Here is a 15,886-nt window from a genome sequence, read left to right as displayed (position 1 = left end):
AGTCGCCTTGCCTTTTAAGAATAGATGACGACGCCAGGTTTTCCAGTCCACAGCTAAAGCGGTCGGAAAAAAAGCGCCAGAGCATCATAAAATGTGAAAAACCGCAGTGCTTTCGCAAGCATCTGCGGTTTTTTATTGGGAACCTGAACGTTAGCAGAGCTTGTCGGCGCGCTCGATAAACGGGGCCAGGCTCATTTTCTGTCCCGGATTCGCCGGGTCATCGATCTGAATGATGCTAATCGGCTGGCCGCTGTTCTTTCCGCTGGCCACCTGCTGCTCGGCGGTTTCATTTAACGGGTATTGCACCAGCGTGCTCGGGTTGATGGCATACAGCGCATGGCCCGGACGGCAGGTCAGCATCACCTCTTCACGGTTGAAGGCCCATTTGTCCTTACCCACTTCAAAACGGCTGACGGTGATAACCTGCGGTGCGGCAAACGCGCTCCCCGTGCAGGCCAGCAATATGAGAGAACGTACTGTCTTTTTCATATGATATTTAACCTTGTCAGAAGGGTTCCCAGGTGGCGAACAGACTGACCGTTGCCAGTACCAGCGCCCCCAGCACCACTTCTGCCTGTGTCATCCTGATAAAAATCTGTTGTGCTCGCCCGGTCTCCGGACGAAACCGTGGCACCAGAAAATACCGATTTGCCAGCGCAATTACCACCATCAACGCCACCAGCGCACATTTGAAAAACAAAAACTGCACGTAGTCAGCCTGCCAGGGAATATGGACGCCCAGTATCATGAGTGCATTGATCGCTCCGCTGAGCAGCACGCCCGCGACCGCATAATGGCCCACGCGCGAGAAGCGCATCATGGTATAGATGGCGGCATTCTGCCAGCGCCCGTTCGCCAGACGCATGCAGAACAGCAGGGGCAGTAATCCGCCAAGCCAGGTAGCAGCACAGATCAGGTGAAAAGCGTGATTAAGGCGCTGCAGCGCCCCCATCGGACCGTCGTTCATCGCCGCGTGCCCTACCCCCGCCAGCAGGATAAGCTGCCCCATGGCGAGCAGCAGCAGCCGCGAACCCTTCAGCGGCGCGAGCCATGCTGCAGCGACCGTCATCGCAGCGAGAATCATTTGCCAAAGCCAGACGCCGCCAAACTGTGTCCTCATTACGCCGGACCAGACCTGTGGGGCAAATACGTCGCCCCAACCGTTACCCATCTGCCCGCCCTGAAGCATAAACATCAGGAGTGCAGCCGCCAGGCTCACAAAAGCCGCCACTTTCTGCTGCAGCTGGAAACGTCGGGACATCAGCCGCTGGAGAGAGGAAGGCGCAAACCAGACGCTGTAAAGCGCGTTGCCAAAAATCAGCATCAGCGCCCCGAAATGGATAAAGCGCAACCCGATATAACACAGCGCCAGCATGCTATTTCACGCTAAAGTGATAGCTACCTTTGGTTTTATGACCGTCTACAGAGACGACATGCCAGTCTACCTGGTACGTCCCTGGCGTCAGCGTTTGGTCCAGCGGAACGGTGAGCTGCGCCTTGTTCTTTTCGTCGCGCGTGGCGGTTCCCGTTTTGATGACCTGCTTTTGCGCATCCGTCACCACCACACCGCTAAATTCCGGTTCGATGCCTTCTGAAAAATTCAGCGTCAGTGCCTGCGGAGCGCTCACCACGCTGTCCGCTGCCGGGATCGGCTGCTTAAGGTGCGCATGCGCCAGCACGGAGGGGGTCATCATTGTAGAGGCCAGAAAAACCAGTGCGCATACCGCGCGGGAAGCGGAGAAACACATAGCAATCATTCCTTTTTGTTATGTCTGTATGCTAAAGAATAACGCTGTATAATAAACGAGTCGAGGATCATCCTGCCTCCGCTTGTCATCGTCGTGCAATCGCGGTAACGTTGCCGCCGCATAAAAAGGAGAAGGTAATGAAGATCAATCTGGCCGCCCTTCCACAGGACGAGATGGATAAAGTGAATGTCGATCTCGCTGCCGCTGGCGTCGCGTTTAAAGAGCGTTACAACATGCCTGTCGTGGCTGAAGTCGTTGAACGGGAACAGCCCGCCCATCTGCGCGACTGGTTTCGCGAAAGACTCATCGCCCACCGTCTCGCCTCGGTCAACCTCTCCCGTTTACCGTACGAACCTAAAGTTAAATAAGCTTAACGAGCCGTTACACTTCCTTACGCTGAATCTGGCAGGATAAGAAAACCCTGATAAATTTAGGTGTATTCTTAAATCCCTGCGACTCAGTGTATAAGGAAGTCACGATGTCACATTGGAATATAGCGGCGGCCCAGTATAGCGGGCAGCATCAGAGTGTCGATGACCATATCACGCACCACCTGCGCTTCATCGCCGAAGCAGCACGGCAGGGGTGCGATCTGCTGGTGTTTCCTGAACTGTCATTAACAGGCTCGGGAACGACGACGTTACCTCTCCCACCCGGCGACGCCCAGCTTGAACCGCTGCTCGACGCGGCGCATCGTTACCGAATAACCGTAATTGCCGGGCTCCCCGTGGAGCGGGATGGTCAGCGCCAGAAAGGTCTCGCGCTCTTCACCCCCGCTCGTCAACGCATCCTTCGCTACCCGCAAGGTGGCGGAGCCAGCCTGGTGCCGGGAGAGAAACAGCTCAGCATTATTGATGCGCATGCCGATTCCCCCAATCTCGATCCCAGAGCGTCGCTGTTTACCAGCTGTCAGTCAGTGGAGGATAACCGCTGGCGGCAGTCCATCAGTACCCTGCAGCGCTTCGCGCATAAATATGCCATAGCGGTGTTGATGGCGAACGCCTGCGGCGGTAGCGCGCTGTGGGATGAAAAAGGCCAGCTGATCGTTCGCGCGGATAAGGGCGAGCTGCTGTTGACCGGCACGCTCGGCGGAGAGGGTTGGCAAGGCGATATCATTCCTTTAGGCTAGGCGTTTTAAGCTCAGGAGTGTTCAATGCTGCGCGTCATCGATACCGAAACTTGCGATCTTCAGGGCGGAATTGTGGAAGTGGCCTCTGTCGACGTGGTTGATGGTAAAATCGTCAACCCAATGAGCCATCTGGTGCGTCCTGACCGCCCCATCAGCCCTCAGGCGATGGCTATCCATCGCATTACCGAATCGATGGTGGCGGACAAGCCGTGGATCGAAGAGATCATTCCCCACTATTACGGTAGCCCCTGGTACGTCGCGCATAACGCCAGTTTTGACCGCCGGGTGCTCCCTGAAATGCCGGGGGAATGGATTTGTACCATGAAGCTGGCGCGTCGCCTCTGGCCGGGCATTAAATACAGCAACATGGCGCTGTACAAGTCCCGCAAGCTCAGCGTCCGCACGCCTGAGGGGCTTCATCATCACCGCGCCCTGTACGACTGCTATATCACCGCCGCGCTACTCATCGATATTATGAACACCTCGGGCTGGACGCCGGACGATATGGCAACGATTACCGGACGCCCCGCACTGCTGACCACGTTTACCTTTGGTAAATACCGGGGCAGAGCGGTGTCGGATATTGCGGATAAAGACCCGGGCTATTTGCGCTGGCTGTATAACAACCTTGACAAAATGAGCCCGGAACTGCGCCTGACGCTGAAGCACTATCTGGGCGAAGCTTAACGCTCTGCACGGCCTGGCAGCGTCTCCTGCGCCAGGCCAATCAGGAAGGCATACTCCAGCGCCACCCCTTCATACGATTTAAATCGTCCCGATTTCCCGCCGTGTCCGGAATCCATGTCGGTACACAGCAGCAGCAGGTTATCGTCGGTTTTCAGCTCCCGCAGTTTCGCCACCCATTTTGCCGGCTCCCAGTACTGCACCTGAGAGTCATGCAGACCGGTGGTGACCAGCATGTGGGGATAGGCTTTCGCCTCGACGTTATCGTAAGGGCTGTACGTTTTCATATAGCGGTAGTAAATCTCATCCTGCGGATTCCCCCACTCTTCAAACTCCCCGGTCGTCAGCGGAATGGATTCATCGAGCATGGTCGTCACCACATCGACAAACGGCACCTGCGCGACAATCCCCTTAAAGCGTTCGGGACGCTGGTTGATCACCGCCCCCATCAGCATGCCTCCCGCGCTGCCGCCCATGCCAAAGCAGAGTTTCGGATCGCCATAGCCCTGATCAATCAGCGCATCGCAGACGTCGAGGTAGTCATTGAAGGTGTTTTTCTTTTTCAGGAATTTCCCGTCCTCATACCAGTGCTGCCCCAGCTCACCGCCGCCGCGAATATGGGCGATGGCGAAAACAAAGCCGCGGTCGAGCAGGCTTAAACGGCTGCTGCTGAAATCAGCATCCATGCTGGAGCCGTAGGAGCCGTAGCCGTACACCAGGATCGGGTTTTTGCCTTTCTGGAAATGGGCTTTGTGATAGACGAGCGAGACGGGGACCTCGACGCCATCCCGGGCGGTGACCCACAGGTGCTCGCTGCGGTAGTTTTCGGACTCAAACCCTTTAACCTCGGTCTGCTTTATCACCTGACGCTGCCCGGTATCCATGTCCAGCTCAAACAGGGTGTCCGGTGTGGTCATGGATGAATAGCCGTAGCGCAGCCGCGATGATTCGGGTTCGGGATTGAACCCAATCCACGTCACATAGGCCGGGTCGTCGAACGCGATCCCCACCACTTCCCGCGTTTTACGGTTGATTTGCCGGATGCTGGTCAGCCCGCGCTGGCGCTCCTCCACCACCAGCCAGTCGGTGAACAGGGTAAACCCTTCCAGCATCACCTGATCCCGCGCGGGGATAAGCACCTCCCACTTGCGCTCATCGCGTACTTTGGTTTTATAGAGGCCAAAGTTTTTACCCTCGCGATTCGAGCGCAGATAAAAGCTGTGCTGGAAGTGATCCAGGCTGTATTCATGATCCTTTCGGCGCGGCAGGAAACAGAGCGGCTGGGCGTCGGGCAGTTCGGCATCCAGCAGCAGGACTTCCGACGTCGTGGCGCTGGCCAGGAAGATAATCACATAATGGCGCGAAGAGGTTTTATGCAGGCTGACATAGAACGTTTCGTCTTTCTCTTCATAGACCAGCTCGTCGTCTGCGGAGTCCGTTCCGATGGTATGCCGCCATACCTGATAGGGCAGCAGCGTAGAGGCGTGCTTTTTGACGTAGTACACCGTCTCGGAATCATTCGCCCAGACAAAATCCGGGGAGACGTTTTCCAGCATTTCCGGATACCAGTTGCCGGTGTCCAGATTGCGAAAACGCAGGCCGTACTGGCGACGGGAGAGATAATCCTCCGCCAGCGCCATCACCGCGTTATCCGGCGAAATGGACATGCCGCCCAGAGTATAAAACTCGCTGTGGGCCGCGCGCTGATTGGCATCCAGCAGAATATCCCACGCATCCCATTCGGCGCTCAGGACCGACTGACGCTGGTAGATGGGATACTCGTTGCCGGGCTCATAAATATGGCGATAGCGATAGCCATTTTTGGTCCAGGGCGCGGAGATATCGCGCTGAGGAATACGCTGCACCATTTCATTCAGCAGCTGGTCCTGAAGCGTCTGCTGGCTGGACATGACCTTGCGGCCATAGTCGTTTTCCTCGTGCAGGTAGTCGAGCACCTCTGGCCGGGAGCGCGAATCGTCCCGTAGCCAGTAATAGTTGTCTATACGCGTATCGCCATGCGTGGTGATCGCATAAGGTATACGTCGGGCTTTCGGTGGCATGTCATCATTCTTTTTCGTTTTACACCCTATAAGGTTGGCAAAACCCACGCATGATGCAAGCGAAACAGGGTCGCAACGGCGAGAACTATCCCTGTAACGCCTGTTTTTGTTCCCGAATATCCCGCTCAATGCCCTCACGCACGTCCTGCGGGATCTTCAGCGCGTCGCCAAGCGCATTCAGGTAGCTGCGCTCCATAAAGTGATCGATATCGATGGCGGCACAGCTGAGGAAATAGAGTTCAAGCGCCTCTTCCTCATTTTTCACGCTTTGCGCCAGACGCTGCGGATCCAGGGGCTGTTCGATGGCCTGCGCCACCAGCGCTCTGCCCTTCTCTTCGACGCCGGCTTCGCGCAGCTGCTGTTCGATCGCCAGCCGTTCCTTATCGTCGATATGTCCGTCACTTTTCGCGGCAAAAACCAGCGCAAGAATGAGCCTTTCGGTGCGCAGATCCAGCGGCGAGGTGTGCTCGCCGTAGTGCGGTTCATCGCTATGCGCGGTCCGGACCCTGTCCTTGTATTTATTCCACAGGACGGTGCCCGCAATGGCGCCCCCACCGGCGAGCAGCGCGCCTGTCCCGTACTTTGCCAGCAGCTTGCGCGAGGATTTATTCGCGACCAGCAGGCCTGCCAGCCCGCCGAGCGCCCCGGGCACCAGCAGTTTGCTGAGATCCCGCTCGCCGGAAGACGACGTTTTCTGCCCTAACAGTGATTGCAATTGATTTAGCCAGCCAGACATGATTTTCCTCACTTAACGGTGAACATGTTCCACAGCGTAAGCGAGCAGGCGTCAGGAAATGTCTGGGCGGGCTAAAGAAGCGCAAATTTCTTCTCCCCTCACCTGACCGTGCACAAGACAGACGCAAACGTTTTCGTTTATACTGCCCGCAACTTTTTCAGGGGGATTGTTATGATTCGTTTAGGAACCGCGCTGCGACCTGCGGCGACGCGAGTGATGCTGTTGGGATCGGGCGAGCTGGGAAAAGAGGTCGCCATTGAGTGCCAGCGTTTAGGCGTGGAAGTCATTGCCGTAGACCGCTACGCCGATGCACCCGCCATGCACGTCGCCCATCGTTCTTATGTGATTAACATGCTGGACGGCGATGCCCTTCGTGAGCTGATTTCACGCGAGAAGCCTGATTTCGTTGTACCGGAAATTGAAGCCATCGCCACCGATACGCTGATTGCGCTTGAGCAGGAAGGCCAGCGCGTGGTGCCCTGCGCGAAAGCCGCAAAGCTGACCATGAACCGCGAAGGCATTCGTCGTCTGGCGGCAGAAGAGCTCGGGTTGCCCACGTCGAGCTATCGTTTTGCTGGCGATAAGGCCGCATTCCTGCAGGCCGTAGAGGAGATTGGTTACCCGTGCATCGTTAAGCCGGTGATGAGCTCCTCCGGTAAAGGACAGAGCTTTATCCGCGGCAGCAGCACGGTGGACAAGGCGTGGGAGTACGCCCAGCAGGGTGGCCGCGCAGGCGCCGGTCGCGTGATCGTTGAAGGGGTGGTGAAGTTTGATTTCGAGATCACCCTGCTGACCGTCAGCGCCGTTGACGGCGTCCATTTCTGCGACCCGATTGGCCACCGCCAGGAAGATGGCGATTACCGCGAATCCTGGCAGCCGCAGCAGATGAGCGCCCTGGCGCTGGAGCGTGCGCAGGCGATCGCCCGTAAAACCGTCCTGGCGCTGGGCGGCTATGGCCTGTTTGGCGTGGAGCTGTTTGTGTGCGGCGATGAGGTGATCTTCAGCGAAGTCTCCCCTCGCCCGCATGACACCGGCATGGTCACGCTGATTTCGCAGGATCTCTCCGAGTTCGCCCTGCACGTGCGCGCCTTCCTCGGCCTGCCCGTCGGCGGTATCCGTCAGTACGGCCCGGCCGCCTCGGCGGTGATCCTGCCGCAGCTAACCAGCCAGAACGTTACGTTTGATAACGTCGACGCGGCGGTGGGTGCCGGGTTGCAGGTCCGTTTGTTCGGCAAGCCGGAGATCGACGGAACCCGTCGTCTTGGCGTGGCGTTAGCCACCGGAGATAACGTTGATGACGCCGTGGCGAGAGCGAAAGCGGCCGCAGCAAGCGTTAAGGTAACGGGATAAAAAAACGGGCCGAAAGGCCCGTTTTTCATGCGGCGAATGACTTACTGCTTCGCGCCTTCTACCGCTTCGCGAGCCAGTTTGGTGATGCGATCCCAGTCGCCCGCTTCCAGCGCATCCGCCGGAACCAGCCATGAGCCACCGATGCACAGCACGCTTTTCAGCGCCAGGTAGTCACGGTAGTTGGCAGGAGAGATACCGCCCGTCGGGCAGAAGCGTACCTGAGAGAATGGACCGGCAATGGCCTGCAGCGCTTTGGTGCCGCCGTTCGCTTCCGCCGGGAAGAATTTAAACTCTTTCAGACCGTAGTCCATGCCCAGCATCAGTTCAGAAACGGTGCTGATGCCCGGGATCAGCGGAATGGTACCTTCGGTGGCGGCTTTCAGCAGCGACTCGGTCAGGCCCGGGCTGATGGCAAACTGTGCGCCCGCTTCGGTCACTTCAGCCAGCTGTTTTGCGTTCGTTACGGTACCCGCACCGATAATGGCATCCGGCACTTCTTTGGCAATCGCGCGAATGGCATCCATCGCGCAGGCGGTACGCAGGGTCACTTCCAGAACGCGAACGCCGCCCGCAACCAGCGCTTTCGCCATCGGTACAGCGTGCTCCAGCTTGTTTACCACGATAACCGGCACGACAGGGCCAGTGGTCAGGATTGCTTCTGCACTTGTTTTCCAGTTTTTCATCAGAGTCTTCTCTCGCCAGATCGTTAAAATCAAGTCGTCTTAAAACGTAATACAGGTTGCGCCCTGCTCAGCACCGGAGAGGTTCTCACGCAGTGCGCCAAACATTTCGCGTCCTGTTCCCACGCGCGACGCGCTCAGGTCAGGAATATGGGGCTGACGTGCCGCCAGCTCGGCGTCATCCACCAGCAGGGTTAACTCGCCTGTCTGACCGTTAACGCGGATCATGTCACCGTCACGCACTTTCGCCAGCAGGCCGCCGTCGTACGCTTCCGGCGTCACGTGGATAGCTGATGGCACTTTACCTGAGGCGCCAGAGAGGCGTCCATCGGTCACCAGTGCAATTTTGAAACGGCGGTCCAATAATACACCAAGTGGTGGCATAAGTTTATGTAATTCTGGCATCCCGTTGGCTTTAGGCCCCTGATGACGCACCACTACCACGCAGTCTTTGTCGAGCAGACCGGCGTCAAAGGCAGGTAATACGTCGTGCTGGCTTTCAAATACCACCGCTGGCGCTTCGATAATCTGGTTCTCTTCCGGTACGGCAGAGGTCTTCATTACCGCGCGACCGAGGTTACCGCTCAGCACCTTTGTGCCACCGTGAGGAGAGAAAGGTTTGTCGATGGTGGCGATAACCTGCGCATCAAGAGATGCGGTCGCCCCTTCGCGCCAGTCCAGCTCGCCGTTGTTCAGCCATGGCTCCTGGGTGTAGCGCTGCAGGCCAAAGCCCGCTACGGTGTTAACATCTTCATGCAGCAGACCGCCCTTCAGCAGCTCGCGCATGAGCAGCGGTACGCCGCCTGCGGCCTGGAAGTGGTTGATGTCCGCCGGACCGTTCGGATACAGGCGCGCCATCAACGGCACCACGGAAGAGATCTCGGAGAAGTCATCCCAGTTAATCAGAATGCCCGCCGCACGCGCCATGGCCACCAGGTGCATGGTGTGGTTGGTCGAACCGCCGGTGGCCAGCAGCGCGACAATCCCGTTGACGATAACTTTTTCGTCGACCATTTTGCCCATCGGCATCCATTCGTTGCCGTTTCCGGTCAGACGCGTGACCTGACGGGCCGCAGCCTCGGTCAGCGCCTTGCGCAGCGGTGCATCCGGCTGGATAAAGGACGAGCCCGGAAGCTGCATCCCCATAAACTCCACCACCATCTGGTTCGTGTTCGCGGTACCGTAGAACGTACAGGTGCCCGGCGCGTGGTAGGATGCAGCTTCCGCTTCCAGCAGCGCCTGACGATCTGCTTTTCCTTCCGCGTACAGCTGGCGAATGCGCACTTTTTCTTTGTTCGGCAGGCCGCTTGCCATTGGGCCCGACGGCACGAAGATCGCAGGCAGATGACCAAACGACAGCGCGGCCATCACCAGGCCCGGAACAATCTTGTCGCATACGCCGAGATAGAGCGCGCCATCAAACATGTTGTGTGACAGGCCCACCGCCGCGGACATGGCAATGACTTCACGGCTCAGCAGGGAGAGCTCCATACCGTCCTGACCCTGCGTCACGCCGTCGCACATGGCGGGTACCCCACCCGCCACCTGGCCGACCGCATTCACGCTGTGCAGCGCTTTACGGATGATGTCCGGGTAAACCTCATAGGGCTGATGCGCGGAGAGCATATCGTTATAGGCGGTAATGATGGCGATATTGTTACGCAACATGCTTTTCAGCGACGCTTTATCGTCAGGCTGGCAGGCGGCGAAGCCGTGCGCCAGGTTACCGCAGGCCAGCTGGGAACGGTGAACGGTGTTGCTCTTCGCCTGTTCAATCCGGGCGAGGTAGGCCGAACGGGTCTCTTTCGAGCGCTCAATAATGCGCTGTGTTACGCGTAACAATGTCGGATTCATAAAAGCTCCTCTCATTTATCTGTCCGGGCTCGGGAGTTTACAAAGTCGCTGGCAGTTGTTAACAACGCTGAAACGCTTGCTGTCCGGAGCTCAGGGGCAAAATCACTTCCGGCAGTGTAATAAAAAAAGCTCCGCGGGTGAATCCACGCGGAGCTTAAAAGTTGAAAATTGTGCCACGAGCTGTGTTAGATCATGTTACCGGTAAAATAACACTTTCGGGCTAGCGGATTATCTTACTCAAACTCGTTCCAGGAGCGGCCATCACGGGTGATCATTGCCACCGACGCGACAGGTCCCCATGTGCCCGCCTGATACGGTTTTGGCGCATCCTGATCGGCAGCCCAGGCTTCGGTGATGGAGTCGACCCATTTCCACGCCTCTTCCACCTCATCGCGACGCACGAACAGCGCCTGGATACCGCGCATGGTTTCCAGCAGCAGACGTTCGTAAGCATCGGCCAGGTGCGTCTGGTTGAAGGTTTCGGAGTAGCTCAGATCGAGCTTGGTGGTCTGCAGGTTGTGTTTGTGATCCAGGCCCGGCACTTTGTTCAGGATCTGGATGTCCACGCCCTCGTCCGGCTGCAGACGAATGGTCAGTTTGTTCTGCGGCAGCTCCTGCCAGGACTCTTTGAACAGGTTCAGTTCCGGGTTCTTAAAGTAGACAACCACTTCGGAACATTTCGCAGGCAGACGCTTACCGGTGCGCAGGTAGAACGGAACCCCCGCCCAGCGCCAGTCGTCGATGTCCACGCGGATGGCCACGAACGTCTCGGTGTTGCTGGACTTGTTCGCGCCCTCTTCTTCCAGGTAGCCAGGCACTTTTTTACCTTGCGCAAACCCGGCGGTGTACTGGCCGCGAACGGTCTTCTCGCGCACGTTGGAGCGGTCGATGCGGCGCAGCGACTTCAGCACTTTCACTTTGGCGTCACGGATGCTGTCCGCCGTCAGATCAGACGGAGGAGACATGGCAATCATGCACAAAATCTGCAGCAGGTGGTTCTGGATCATGTCGCGCATCTGACCGGCCTGGTCAAAGTAACCCCAGCGACCTTCAATCCCCACCTCTTCCGCCACGGTGATTTCCACGTGGTCGATAGTGCGGTTGTCCCAGTTATTTACAAACAGGGAGTTAGCAAAACGCAGCGCCAGCAGGTTCAGCACCGTCTCTTTACCGAGATAATGGTCGATACGGTAGACCTGGCACTCTTCAAAGAACTCGCCTACCTGGTCGTTGATTTCACGCGAGGTTGCCAGGGACGTACCCAGCGGCTTCTCCATCACGACGCGCGCCGGTTTGGCGTTCAGTTTGGCTTCGCCCAGGCCCTTGCAGATGGCGCCGAAGGTGCTTGGCGGCATGGCGAAATAGTTAATGGTGACACGGTTTTTCTGATCCAGCATCGCGCCCAAGCGAGCGAACGCGCTGACGTCATTCACGTCAAGGTTGCAGAAATCGAGACGACCGCTCAGGGTATCCCACAAACTTTCATCAATTTTTTCCTTCATGAAAGTTTCGAGCGCCTCGCGGACGACTTTGGTATAAGCGTCCTTGTCCCAGTCGGCGCGCCCAACACCCAGGATACGGGTATCCGGATGAATTTGGCCCGCTTTCTCCAGTTGATACAGGGAAGGCAGCAATTTTCGGCGTGCAAGATCGCCTTTCGCGCCGAAAATGACCAGGTCACATGCCTGGGCTGTTTGCGTTACCGCCATGTCATTCTCCTCAGTTGGATCACCTGGTGCTTCTGCCAGGTATCGTTGTAATTTTATTACAATGCACTGTACTGCTTTTACGTCATTCCCGAAACCATTAGCGCTTATCGTCGCGTGCGATACCGCGATTTTTCACCCTTCGGATGATTTCGACGGCTTAATGACGCAACAACCGTCGTTTCTTTGCGCAACAGGGTCATAGCAAAACCCGACATCGATCAAGTAATGAAAAAAAACAACAACATTATCTCGTCGATTGTTACCCTTAATGGAAGCCACAGGGGTAATATCGGCTAAATCGAATCACGATTTCATCAATTAATGAAATCGTTTACACCCATGAGCGTCCTGTTAACATGAACATGCTGGAAAAAATCCAGTTTCAACTGGAACACCTTAGCAAATCCGAGCGAAAAGTGGCCGAGGTCATTCTCGCCACTCCCGCTCAGGCGATTCATTCAAGCATCGCCGCTCTGGCACAGGAAGCGGGTGTTAGCGAACCCACGGTCAATCGCTTCTGCCGCAGCATGGAAACGCGCGGCTTCCCTGATTTTAAACTGCATCTGGCACAAAGTCTGGCTAACGGCACCCCTTATGTTAATCGTAATGTGGATGAAGACGACAGCGTTGATGCCTATACCGCGAAAATTTTTGAGTCGGCCATGGCTTCGCTTGACCACGTCCGTCAGTCTCTGGACATGAGTTCCGTGAATCGCGCAGTGGATTTACTCACCCAGGCCAAGCGAATTGCCTTCTTTGGGCTCGGGTCGTCGGCGGCCGTCGCGCATGACGCCATGAACAAATTTTTCCGCTTTAACGTCCCGGTGATTTATTCCGATGACATTGTCCTGCAACGCATGAGCTGTATGAATTGCAGTGAAGATGACGTCGTGGTACTGATTTCGCATACTGGCCGCACTAAGAGTCAGGTAGAACTGGCGCAGCTGGCCCGTGAAAACGATGCCATGGTGATTGCGCTGACCACGGCGGGCACACCGCTGGCCCGTGAGGCGACGCTGGCGATCACTCTCGACGTGCCGGAAGACACCGACATTTATATGCCAATGGTCTCCCGACTGGCCCAGCTCACCGTGATTGACGTGCTGGCGACCGGTTTTACCTTACGCCGGGGGGCAAAATTCCGGGATAACTTGAAGCGGGTCAAGGAAGCGCTGAAGGAATCGCGTTTTGATAAAGAATTGCTTATAAAGAGCGATGTTCGATAGTTGATAACGAAGACGTCACGAATAATGACGAAGTAACGATTTACGGCATTCGGTCCCCTCTCCACTGCCTTGCAGCAGATGAAGGCCGATTCAATGTTCACGCAACACCAAAGTTGTTTCAGTCAACGGAGTATTACATGTCCAGAAGGCTTCGCAGAACCAAGATCGTAACCACCTTAGGCCCGGCCACCGATCGCGATAATAATCTCGAGAAAATTATCGCCGCTGGCGCCAACGTGGTGCGTATGAACTTCTCTCACGGTACGCCAGAAGACCATAAATTACGTGCCGATAAAGTGCGTGAAATCGCAGCTAAACTGGGCCGTCACGTTGCGATCCTCGGCGATTTGCAGGGTCCTAAAATCCGTGTTTCGACCTTTAAAGAGGGTAAAGTTTTCCTCAATATCGGCGACAAATTCCTGCTGGATGCCAACCTGGGCAAAGGCGAAGGCGATAAAGAGAAAGTCGGTATCGACTATAAAGGCCTCCCAGCTGACGTCGTACCTGGCGATATCCTGCTGCTTGACGACGGTCGCGTGCAGCTGAAAGTGCTGGAAGTTCAGGGCATGAAAGTGTTCACCGAAGTCACCGTCGGCGGCCCACTCTCCAACAATAAAGGCATCAACAAGCTGGGCGGCGGCCTCTCTGCGGAAGCGCTTACTGATAAAGATAAAGCGGATATTGTGACTGCTGCGCTGATCGGTGTTGACTACCTGGCTGTCTCCTTCCCGCGTTGCGGCGAAGATCTGAACTATGCGCGTCGTCTGGCGCGTGATGCAGGCTGCGATGCCAAAATCGTCGCCAAAGTTGAGCGTGCGGAAGCCGTTTGCGATCAGGATGCTATGGACGACGTGATCCTTGCCTCTGACGTGGTGATGGTTGCGCGTGGCGACCTGGGTGTGGAAATCGGCGACCCTGAGCTGGTGGGTATTCAGAAAGCCCTGATTCGTCGCGCACGTCAGCTGAACCGCGCGGTGATCACCGCCACTCAGATGATGGAATCGATGATCACCAACCCGATGCCAACCCGTGCAGAAGTGATGGACGTGGCCAACGCCGTGCTGGACGGTACCGATGCGGTAATGCTCTCTGCGGAAACCGCTGCGGGCCAGTATCCGGCAGAAACCGTGGCCGCCATGGCACGTGTTTGCCTGGGTGCTGAAAAGATCCCAAGCATCAACGTCTCTAAACACCGTCTGGACGTGCAGTTCGACAACGTTGAAGAAGCGATTGCGATGTCTGCAATGTATGCGGCAAACCATCTGAAGGGCGTTACCGCGATCATCACTATGACCGAATCTGGCCGCACCGCGCTAATGACCTCTCGTATCAGCTCGGGTCTGCCGATCTTCGCCATGTCCCGTCACGAACGTACGCTGAACCTGACGGCGCTGTACCGCGGCGTGACGCCGGTACACTTCGACAGCACCAATGACGGCGTGGCCGCGGCGCACGATGCCGTAAACCTGCTGCGCGACAAAGGCTATCTGGTCTCTGGTGATATCGTCATTGTGACCCAGGGCGATGTGATGAGCACCATCGGCTCAACCAACACCACGCGCGTTATGACCGTCGAGTAATAACGTCTCTGTTAAAAAGCCCTCTCCAGATGGAGAGGGCTTTTTTTATTTCGTTGGATAAAGCTCTTTGCGTTTATACGGCTCTTTTTCACCCGGCTTACGCGTTTTAAGCAGCTTCAGGATCCACGTGTATTGCTCGGCATGCGGCCCTACCAGGATCTCCACCTCTTCGTTCATCCGACGGGCAATGGTGTGGTCGTCAGCGGTCAGCAGATCGTCCATCGGCGGACGAACCTCAATGCTCAGGCGATGCGTTTTGCCGTCATAGACCGGGAATAGCGGAATCACGCGGGCACGACACACTTTCATCAGGCGGCCAATCGCAGGGAGCGTCGCTTTATAGGTCGCAAAGAAATCGACAAACTCGCTGTGCTCGGGACCGTGGTCCTGATCCGGCAGATAGTAGCCCCAGTACCCCTGGCGTACCGACTGAATGAACGGCTTAATGCCATCGTTGCGCGCATGCAGGCGTCCGCCAAAACGACGACGCACCGTATTCCAGACAAAATCGAAGATTTTATTGCCCTGGTTATGGAACATTGCCGCCATCTTCTGGCCCTGAGAGGCCATCAGCATCGCCGGAATATCAACGCCCCAGCCGTGTGGGACAAGGAAAATGACTTTCTCGTCATTGCGGCGCATCTCCTGAATGATATCCAGCCCTTTCCAGTCAACGCGATCGACAATTTTCTCCGGCCCTTTCAGCGCCAGCTCCGCCATCATCGCCATGGCCTGCGGTGCGGTGGTATACATCTCATCAATGATTGCCTCGCGCTCGGCGTCGCTCTTTTCAGGAAAACAGTAATAGAGATTGATCTGCGCGCGACGGCGGGCACTCTTGCCTAAGCGCCCGGCAAGACGGCCAATTTTACCCAGAACAGGATCGCGGACGGAAGCCGGCAGCAACGCTATCCCCGCAAAGGCGTAGACACCGAGCCAGGCGCCCCAGTTGCGCGGATGGCGGAAGGATTTTTCAAACTCAGGAATGTATTCAATATTGTTTTTTTGGGTTTCCATGCTGGATCCAGGGTCTGATGACGCAAAATTAATTCAGATAGTGTAGCGAGGCAGTCGTCCGCGCACAAAAGAAAAAGCCGGCGTCAGGGTGCGCCGGCTTTTTTAACAAAAAC

The 15,886-nt window shown here is 56.5% G+C and carries 15 protein-coding genes; 6 read left to right on the top strand and 9 right to left on the bottom strand.

Annotated elements, in window-relative coordinates:
- Window positions 1-150: 150 nt before the first annotated feature.
- Genes ACVCAM_RS09350 through yobA form a run of 3 tightly spaced genes read right to left on the bottom strand, consistent with a single transcriptional unit; the run spans window position 151 to window position 1,748 of the window.
- Entirely contained in the window at window positions 151-489 is a 339-nt protein-coding gene (locus ACVCAM_RS09350; protein ID WP_407223470.1) for a YebY family protein, read from the bottom strand.
- Window positions 490-505: 16 nt separating this feature from the next.
- On the bottom strand, window positions 506-1,375 hold the full coding sequence (copD, locus tag ACVCAM_RS09345; RefSeq protein ID WP_407223471.1) for a copper homeostasis membrane protein CopD: 870 nt from the start codon (window positions 1,373-1,375) through the stop codon (window positions 506-508).
- A gap of 1 nt (window position 1,376) precedes the next feature.
- Window positions 1,377-1,748, bottom strand: a complete 372-nt coding sequence (gene yobA, locus ACVCAM_RS09340) for a CopC domain-containing protein YobA (RefSeq protein WP_025910073.1) — start codon at window positions 1,746-1,748, stop codon at window positions 1,377-1,379.
- A 137-nt stretch (window positions 1,749-1,885) separates the two neighbouring features.
- Here yobA and ACVCAM_RS09335 point away from each other — a divergent pair, with 137 nt between their 5' ends.
- The 3 genes from ACVCAM_RS09335 to exoX all read left to right on the top strand — a co-directional run bounded on the left by ACVCAM_RS09335 (window position 1,886) and on the right by exoX (window position 3,564).
- The gene (locus ACVCAM_RS09335) at window positions 1,886-2,116 is read left to right on the top strand and encodes a DNA polymerase III subunit theta (protein WP_008500465.1); all 231 of its coding nucleotides are present in this window, start codon (window positions 1,886-1,888) and stop codon (window positions 2,114-2,116) included.
- 110 nt (window positions 2,117-2,226) lie between these two features.
- Complete coding sequence (locus ACVCAM_RS09330) at window positions 2,227-2,877, top strand: carbon-nitrogen hydrolase family protein (protein WP_008500464.1); 651 nt, start codon at window positions 2,227-2,229, stop codon at window positions 2,875-2,877.
- Window positions 2,878-2,901: 24 nt separating this feature from the next.
- Window positions 2,902-3,564 (top strand): exodeoxyribonuclease X, encoded by a 663-nt coding sequence (exoX, locus tag ACVCAM_RS09325; RefSeq protein WP_008500463.1) that lies wholly within the window; start codon window positions 2,902-2,904, stop codon window positions 3,562-3,564.
- On the opposite strand, the gene ptrB is transcribed toward exoX, so the two are convergent.
- Both ptrB and ACVCAM_RS09315 read right to left on the bottom strand, forming a co-directional pair.
- Window positions 3,561-5,621, bottom strand: coding sequence for an oligopeptidase B (gene ptrB / locus ACVCAM_RS09320; protein ID WP_023293953.1), 2,061 nt, complete (start codon window positions 5,619-5,621; stop codon window positions 3,561-3,563). The genes exoX and ptrB overlap by 4 nt on opposite strands.
- An 85-nt stretch (window positions 5,622-5,706) precedes the next feature.
- Window positions 5,707-6,357: a tellurite resistance TerB family protein gene (locus ACVCAM_RS09315; protein ID WP_021240435.1), complete on the bottom strand. Its 651-nt coding sequence runs from the start codon at window positions 6,355-6,357 to the stop codon at window positions 5,707-5,709.
- Window positions 6,358-6,528: 171 nt separating this feature from the next.
- On the opposite strand from ACVCAM_RS09315, the gene purT reads away from it, so the two are divergent.
- Window positions 6,529-7,707 carry a formate-dependent phosphoribosylglycinamide formyltransferase gene (gene purT / locus ACVCAM_RS09310; RefSeq protein WP_025910065.1) on the top strand — a complete coding sequence of 393 codons (1,179 nt, stop codon included), beginning with the start codon at window positions 6,529-6,531 and terminating at the stop codon, window positions 7,705-7,707.
- Window positions 7,708-7,748: 41 nt separating this feature from the next.
- Here purT and kdgA read toward each other — a convergent pair whose 3' ends face one another.
- The 3 genes from kdgA to zwf all read right to left on the bottom strand — a co-directional run bounded on the left by kdgA (window position 7,749) and on the right by zwf (window position 11,950).
- Window positions 7,749-8,390 (bottom strand): bifunctional 4-hydroxy-2-oxoglutarate aldolase/2-dehydro-3-deoxy-phosphogluconate aldolase, encoded by a 642-nt coding sequence (gene kdgA, locus ACVCAM_RS09305; protein ID WP_008500459.1) that lies wholly within the window; start codon window positions 8,388-8,390, stop codon window positions 7,749-7,751.
- A gap of 39 nt (window positions 8,391-8,429) precedes the next feature.
- Window positions 8,430-10,241 (bottom strand): phosphogluconate dehydratase, encoded by a 1,812-nt coding sequence (gene edd, locus ACVCAM_RS09300; protein WP_023325516.1) that lies wholly within the window; start codon window positions 10,239-10,241, stop codon window positions 8,430-8,432.
- 233 nt (window positions 10,242-10,474) lie between these two features.
- Window positions 10,475-11,950, bottom strand: coding sequence for a glucose-6-phosphate dehydrogenase (zwf, locus tag ACVCAM_RS09295; RefSeq protein WP_008500457.1), 1,476 nt, complete (start codon window positions 11,948-11,950; stop codon window positions 10,475-10,477).
- Window positions 11,951-12,306: 356 nt separating this feature from the next.
- Here zwf and ACVCAM_RS09290 point away from each other — a divergent pair, with 356 nt between their 5' ends.
- Complete coding sequence (locus tag ACVCAM_RS09290; protein ID WP_407223473.1) at window positions 12,307-13,176, top strand: MurR/RpiR family transcriptional regulator; 870 nt, start codon at window positions 12,307-12,309, stop codon at window positions 13,174-13,176.
- Between the two features lie 137 nt (window positions 13,177-13,313).
- Window positions 13,314-14,756, top strand: a complete 1,443-nt coding sequence (pyk, locus tag ACVCAM_RS09285; RefSeq protein ID WP_008500455.1) for a pyruvate kinase — start codon at window positions 13,314-13,316, stop codon at window positions 14,754-14,756.
- Window positions 14,757-14,801: 45 nt separating this feature from the next.
- On the opposite strand, the gene lpxM is transcribed toward pyk, so the two are convergent.
- On the bottom strand, window positions 14,802-15,773 hold the full coding sequence (gene lpxM / locus ACVCAM_RS09280; protein ID WP_025910055.1) for a lauroyl-Kdo(2)-lipid IV(A) myristoyltransferase: 972 nt from the start codon (window positions 15,771-15,773) through the stop codon (window positions 14,802-14,804).
- Window positions 15,774-15,886: the final 113 nt, after the last annotated feature.

It is taken from the genome of Enterobacter sp. CFEC122 (assembly GCF_052983755.1).
This window is presented reverse-complemented; position numbering and strand designations above follow the sequence as displayed.

Bases quoted from the DNA above. Each gene is read 5' to 3' on its own strand.
- edd (WP_023325516.1), bottom strand. From the start codon at position 10,241: ATGAATCCGACATTGTTACGCGTAACACAGCGCATTATTGAGCGCTCG.
- lpxM (WP_025910055.1), bottom strand. From the start codon at position 15,773: ATGGAAACCCAAAAAAACAATATTGAATACATTCCTGAGTTTGAAAAA.
- kdgA (WP_008500459.1), bottom strand. From the start codon at position 8,390: ATGAAAAACTGGAAAACAAGTGCAGAAGCAATCCTGACCACTGGCCCT.
- pyk (WP_008500455.1), top strand. From the start codon at position 13,314: ATGTCCAGAAGGCTTCGCAGAACCAAGATCGTAACCACCTTAGGCCCG.
- purT (WP_025910065.1), top strand. From the start codon at position 6,529: ATGATTCGTTTAGGAACCGCGCTGCGACCTGCGGCGACGCGAGTGATG.
- ACVCAM_RS09350 (WP_407223470.1), bottom strand. From the start codon at position 489: ATGAAAAAGACAGTACGTTCTCTCATATTGCTGGCCTGCACGGGGAGC.
- ACVCAM_RS09315 (WP_021240435.1), bottom strand. From the start codon at position 6,357: ATGTCTGGCTGGCTAAATCAATTGCAATCACTGTTAGGGCAGAAAACG.
- exoX (WP_008500463.1), top strand. From the start codon at position 2,902: ATGCTGCGCGTCATCGATACCGAAACTTGCGATCTTCAGGGCGGAATT.
- zwf (WP_008500457.1), bottom strand. From the start codon at position 11,950: ATGGCGGTAACGCAAACAGCCCAGGCATGTGACCTGGTCATTTTCGGC.
- ACVCAM_RS09335 (WP_008500465.1), top strand. From the start codon at position 1,886: ATGAAGATCAATCTGGCCGCCCTTCCACAGGACGAGATGGATAAAGTG.
- ptrB (WP_023293953.1), bottom strand. From the start codon at position 5,621: ATGCCACCGAAAGCCCGACGTATACCTTATGCGATCACCACGCATGGC.
- ACVCAM_RS09290 (WP_407223473.1), top strand. From the start codon at position 12,307: ATGAACATGCTGGAAAAAATCCAGTTTCAACTGGAACACCTTAGCAAA.
- yobA (WP_025910073.1), bottom strand. From the start codon at position 1,748: ATGTGTTTCTCCGCTTCCCGCGCGGTATGCGCACTGGTTTTTCTGGCC.
- ACVCAM_RS09330 (WP_008500464.1), top strand. From the start codon at position 2,227: ATGTCACATTGGAATATAGCGGCGGCCCAGTATAGCGGGCAGCATCAG.
- copD (WP_407223471.1), bottom strand. From the start codon at position 1,375: ATGCTGGCGCTGTGTTATATCGGGTTGCGCTTTATCCATTTCGGGGCG.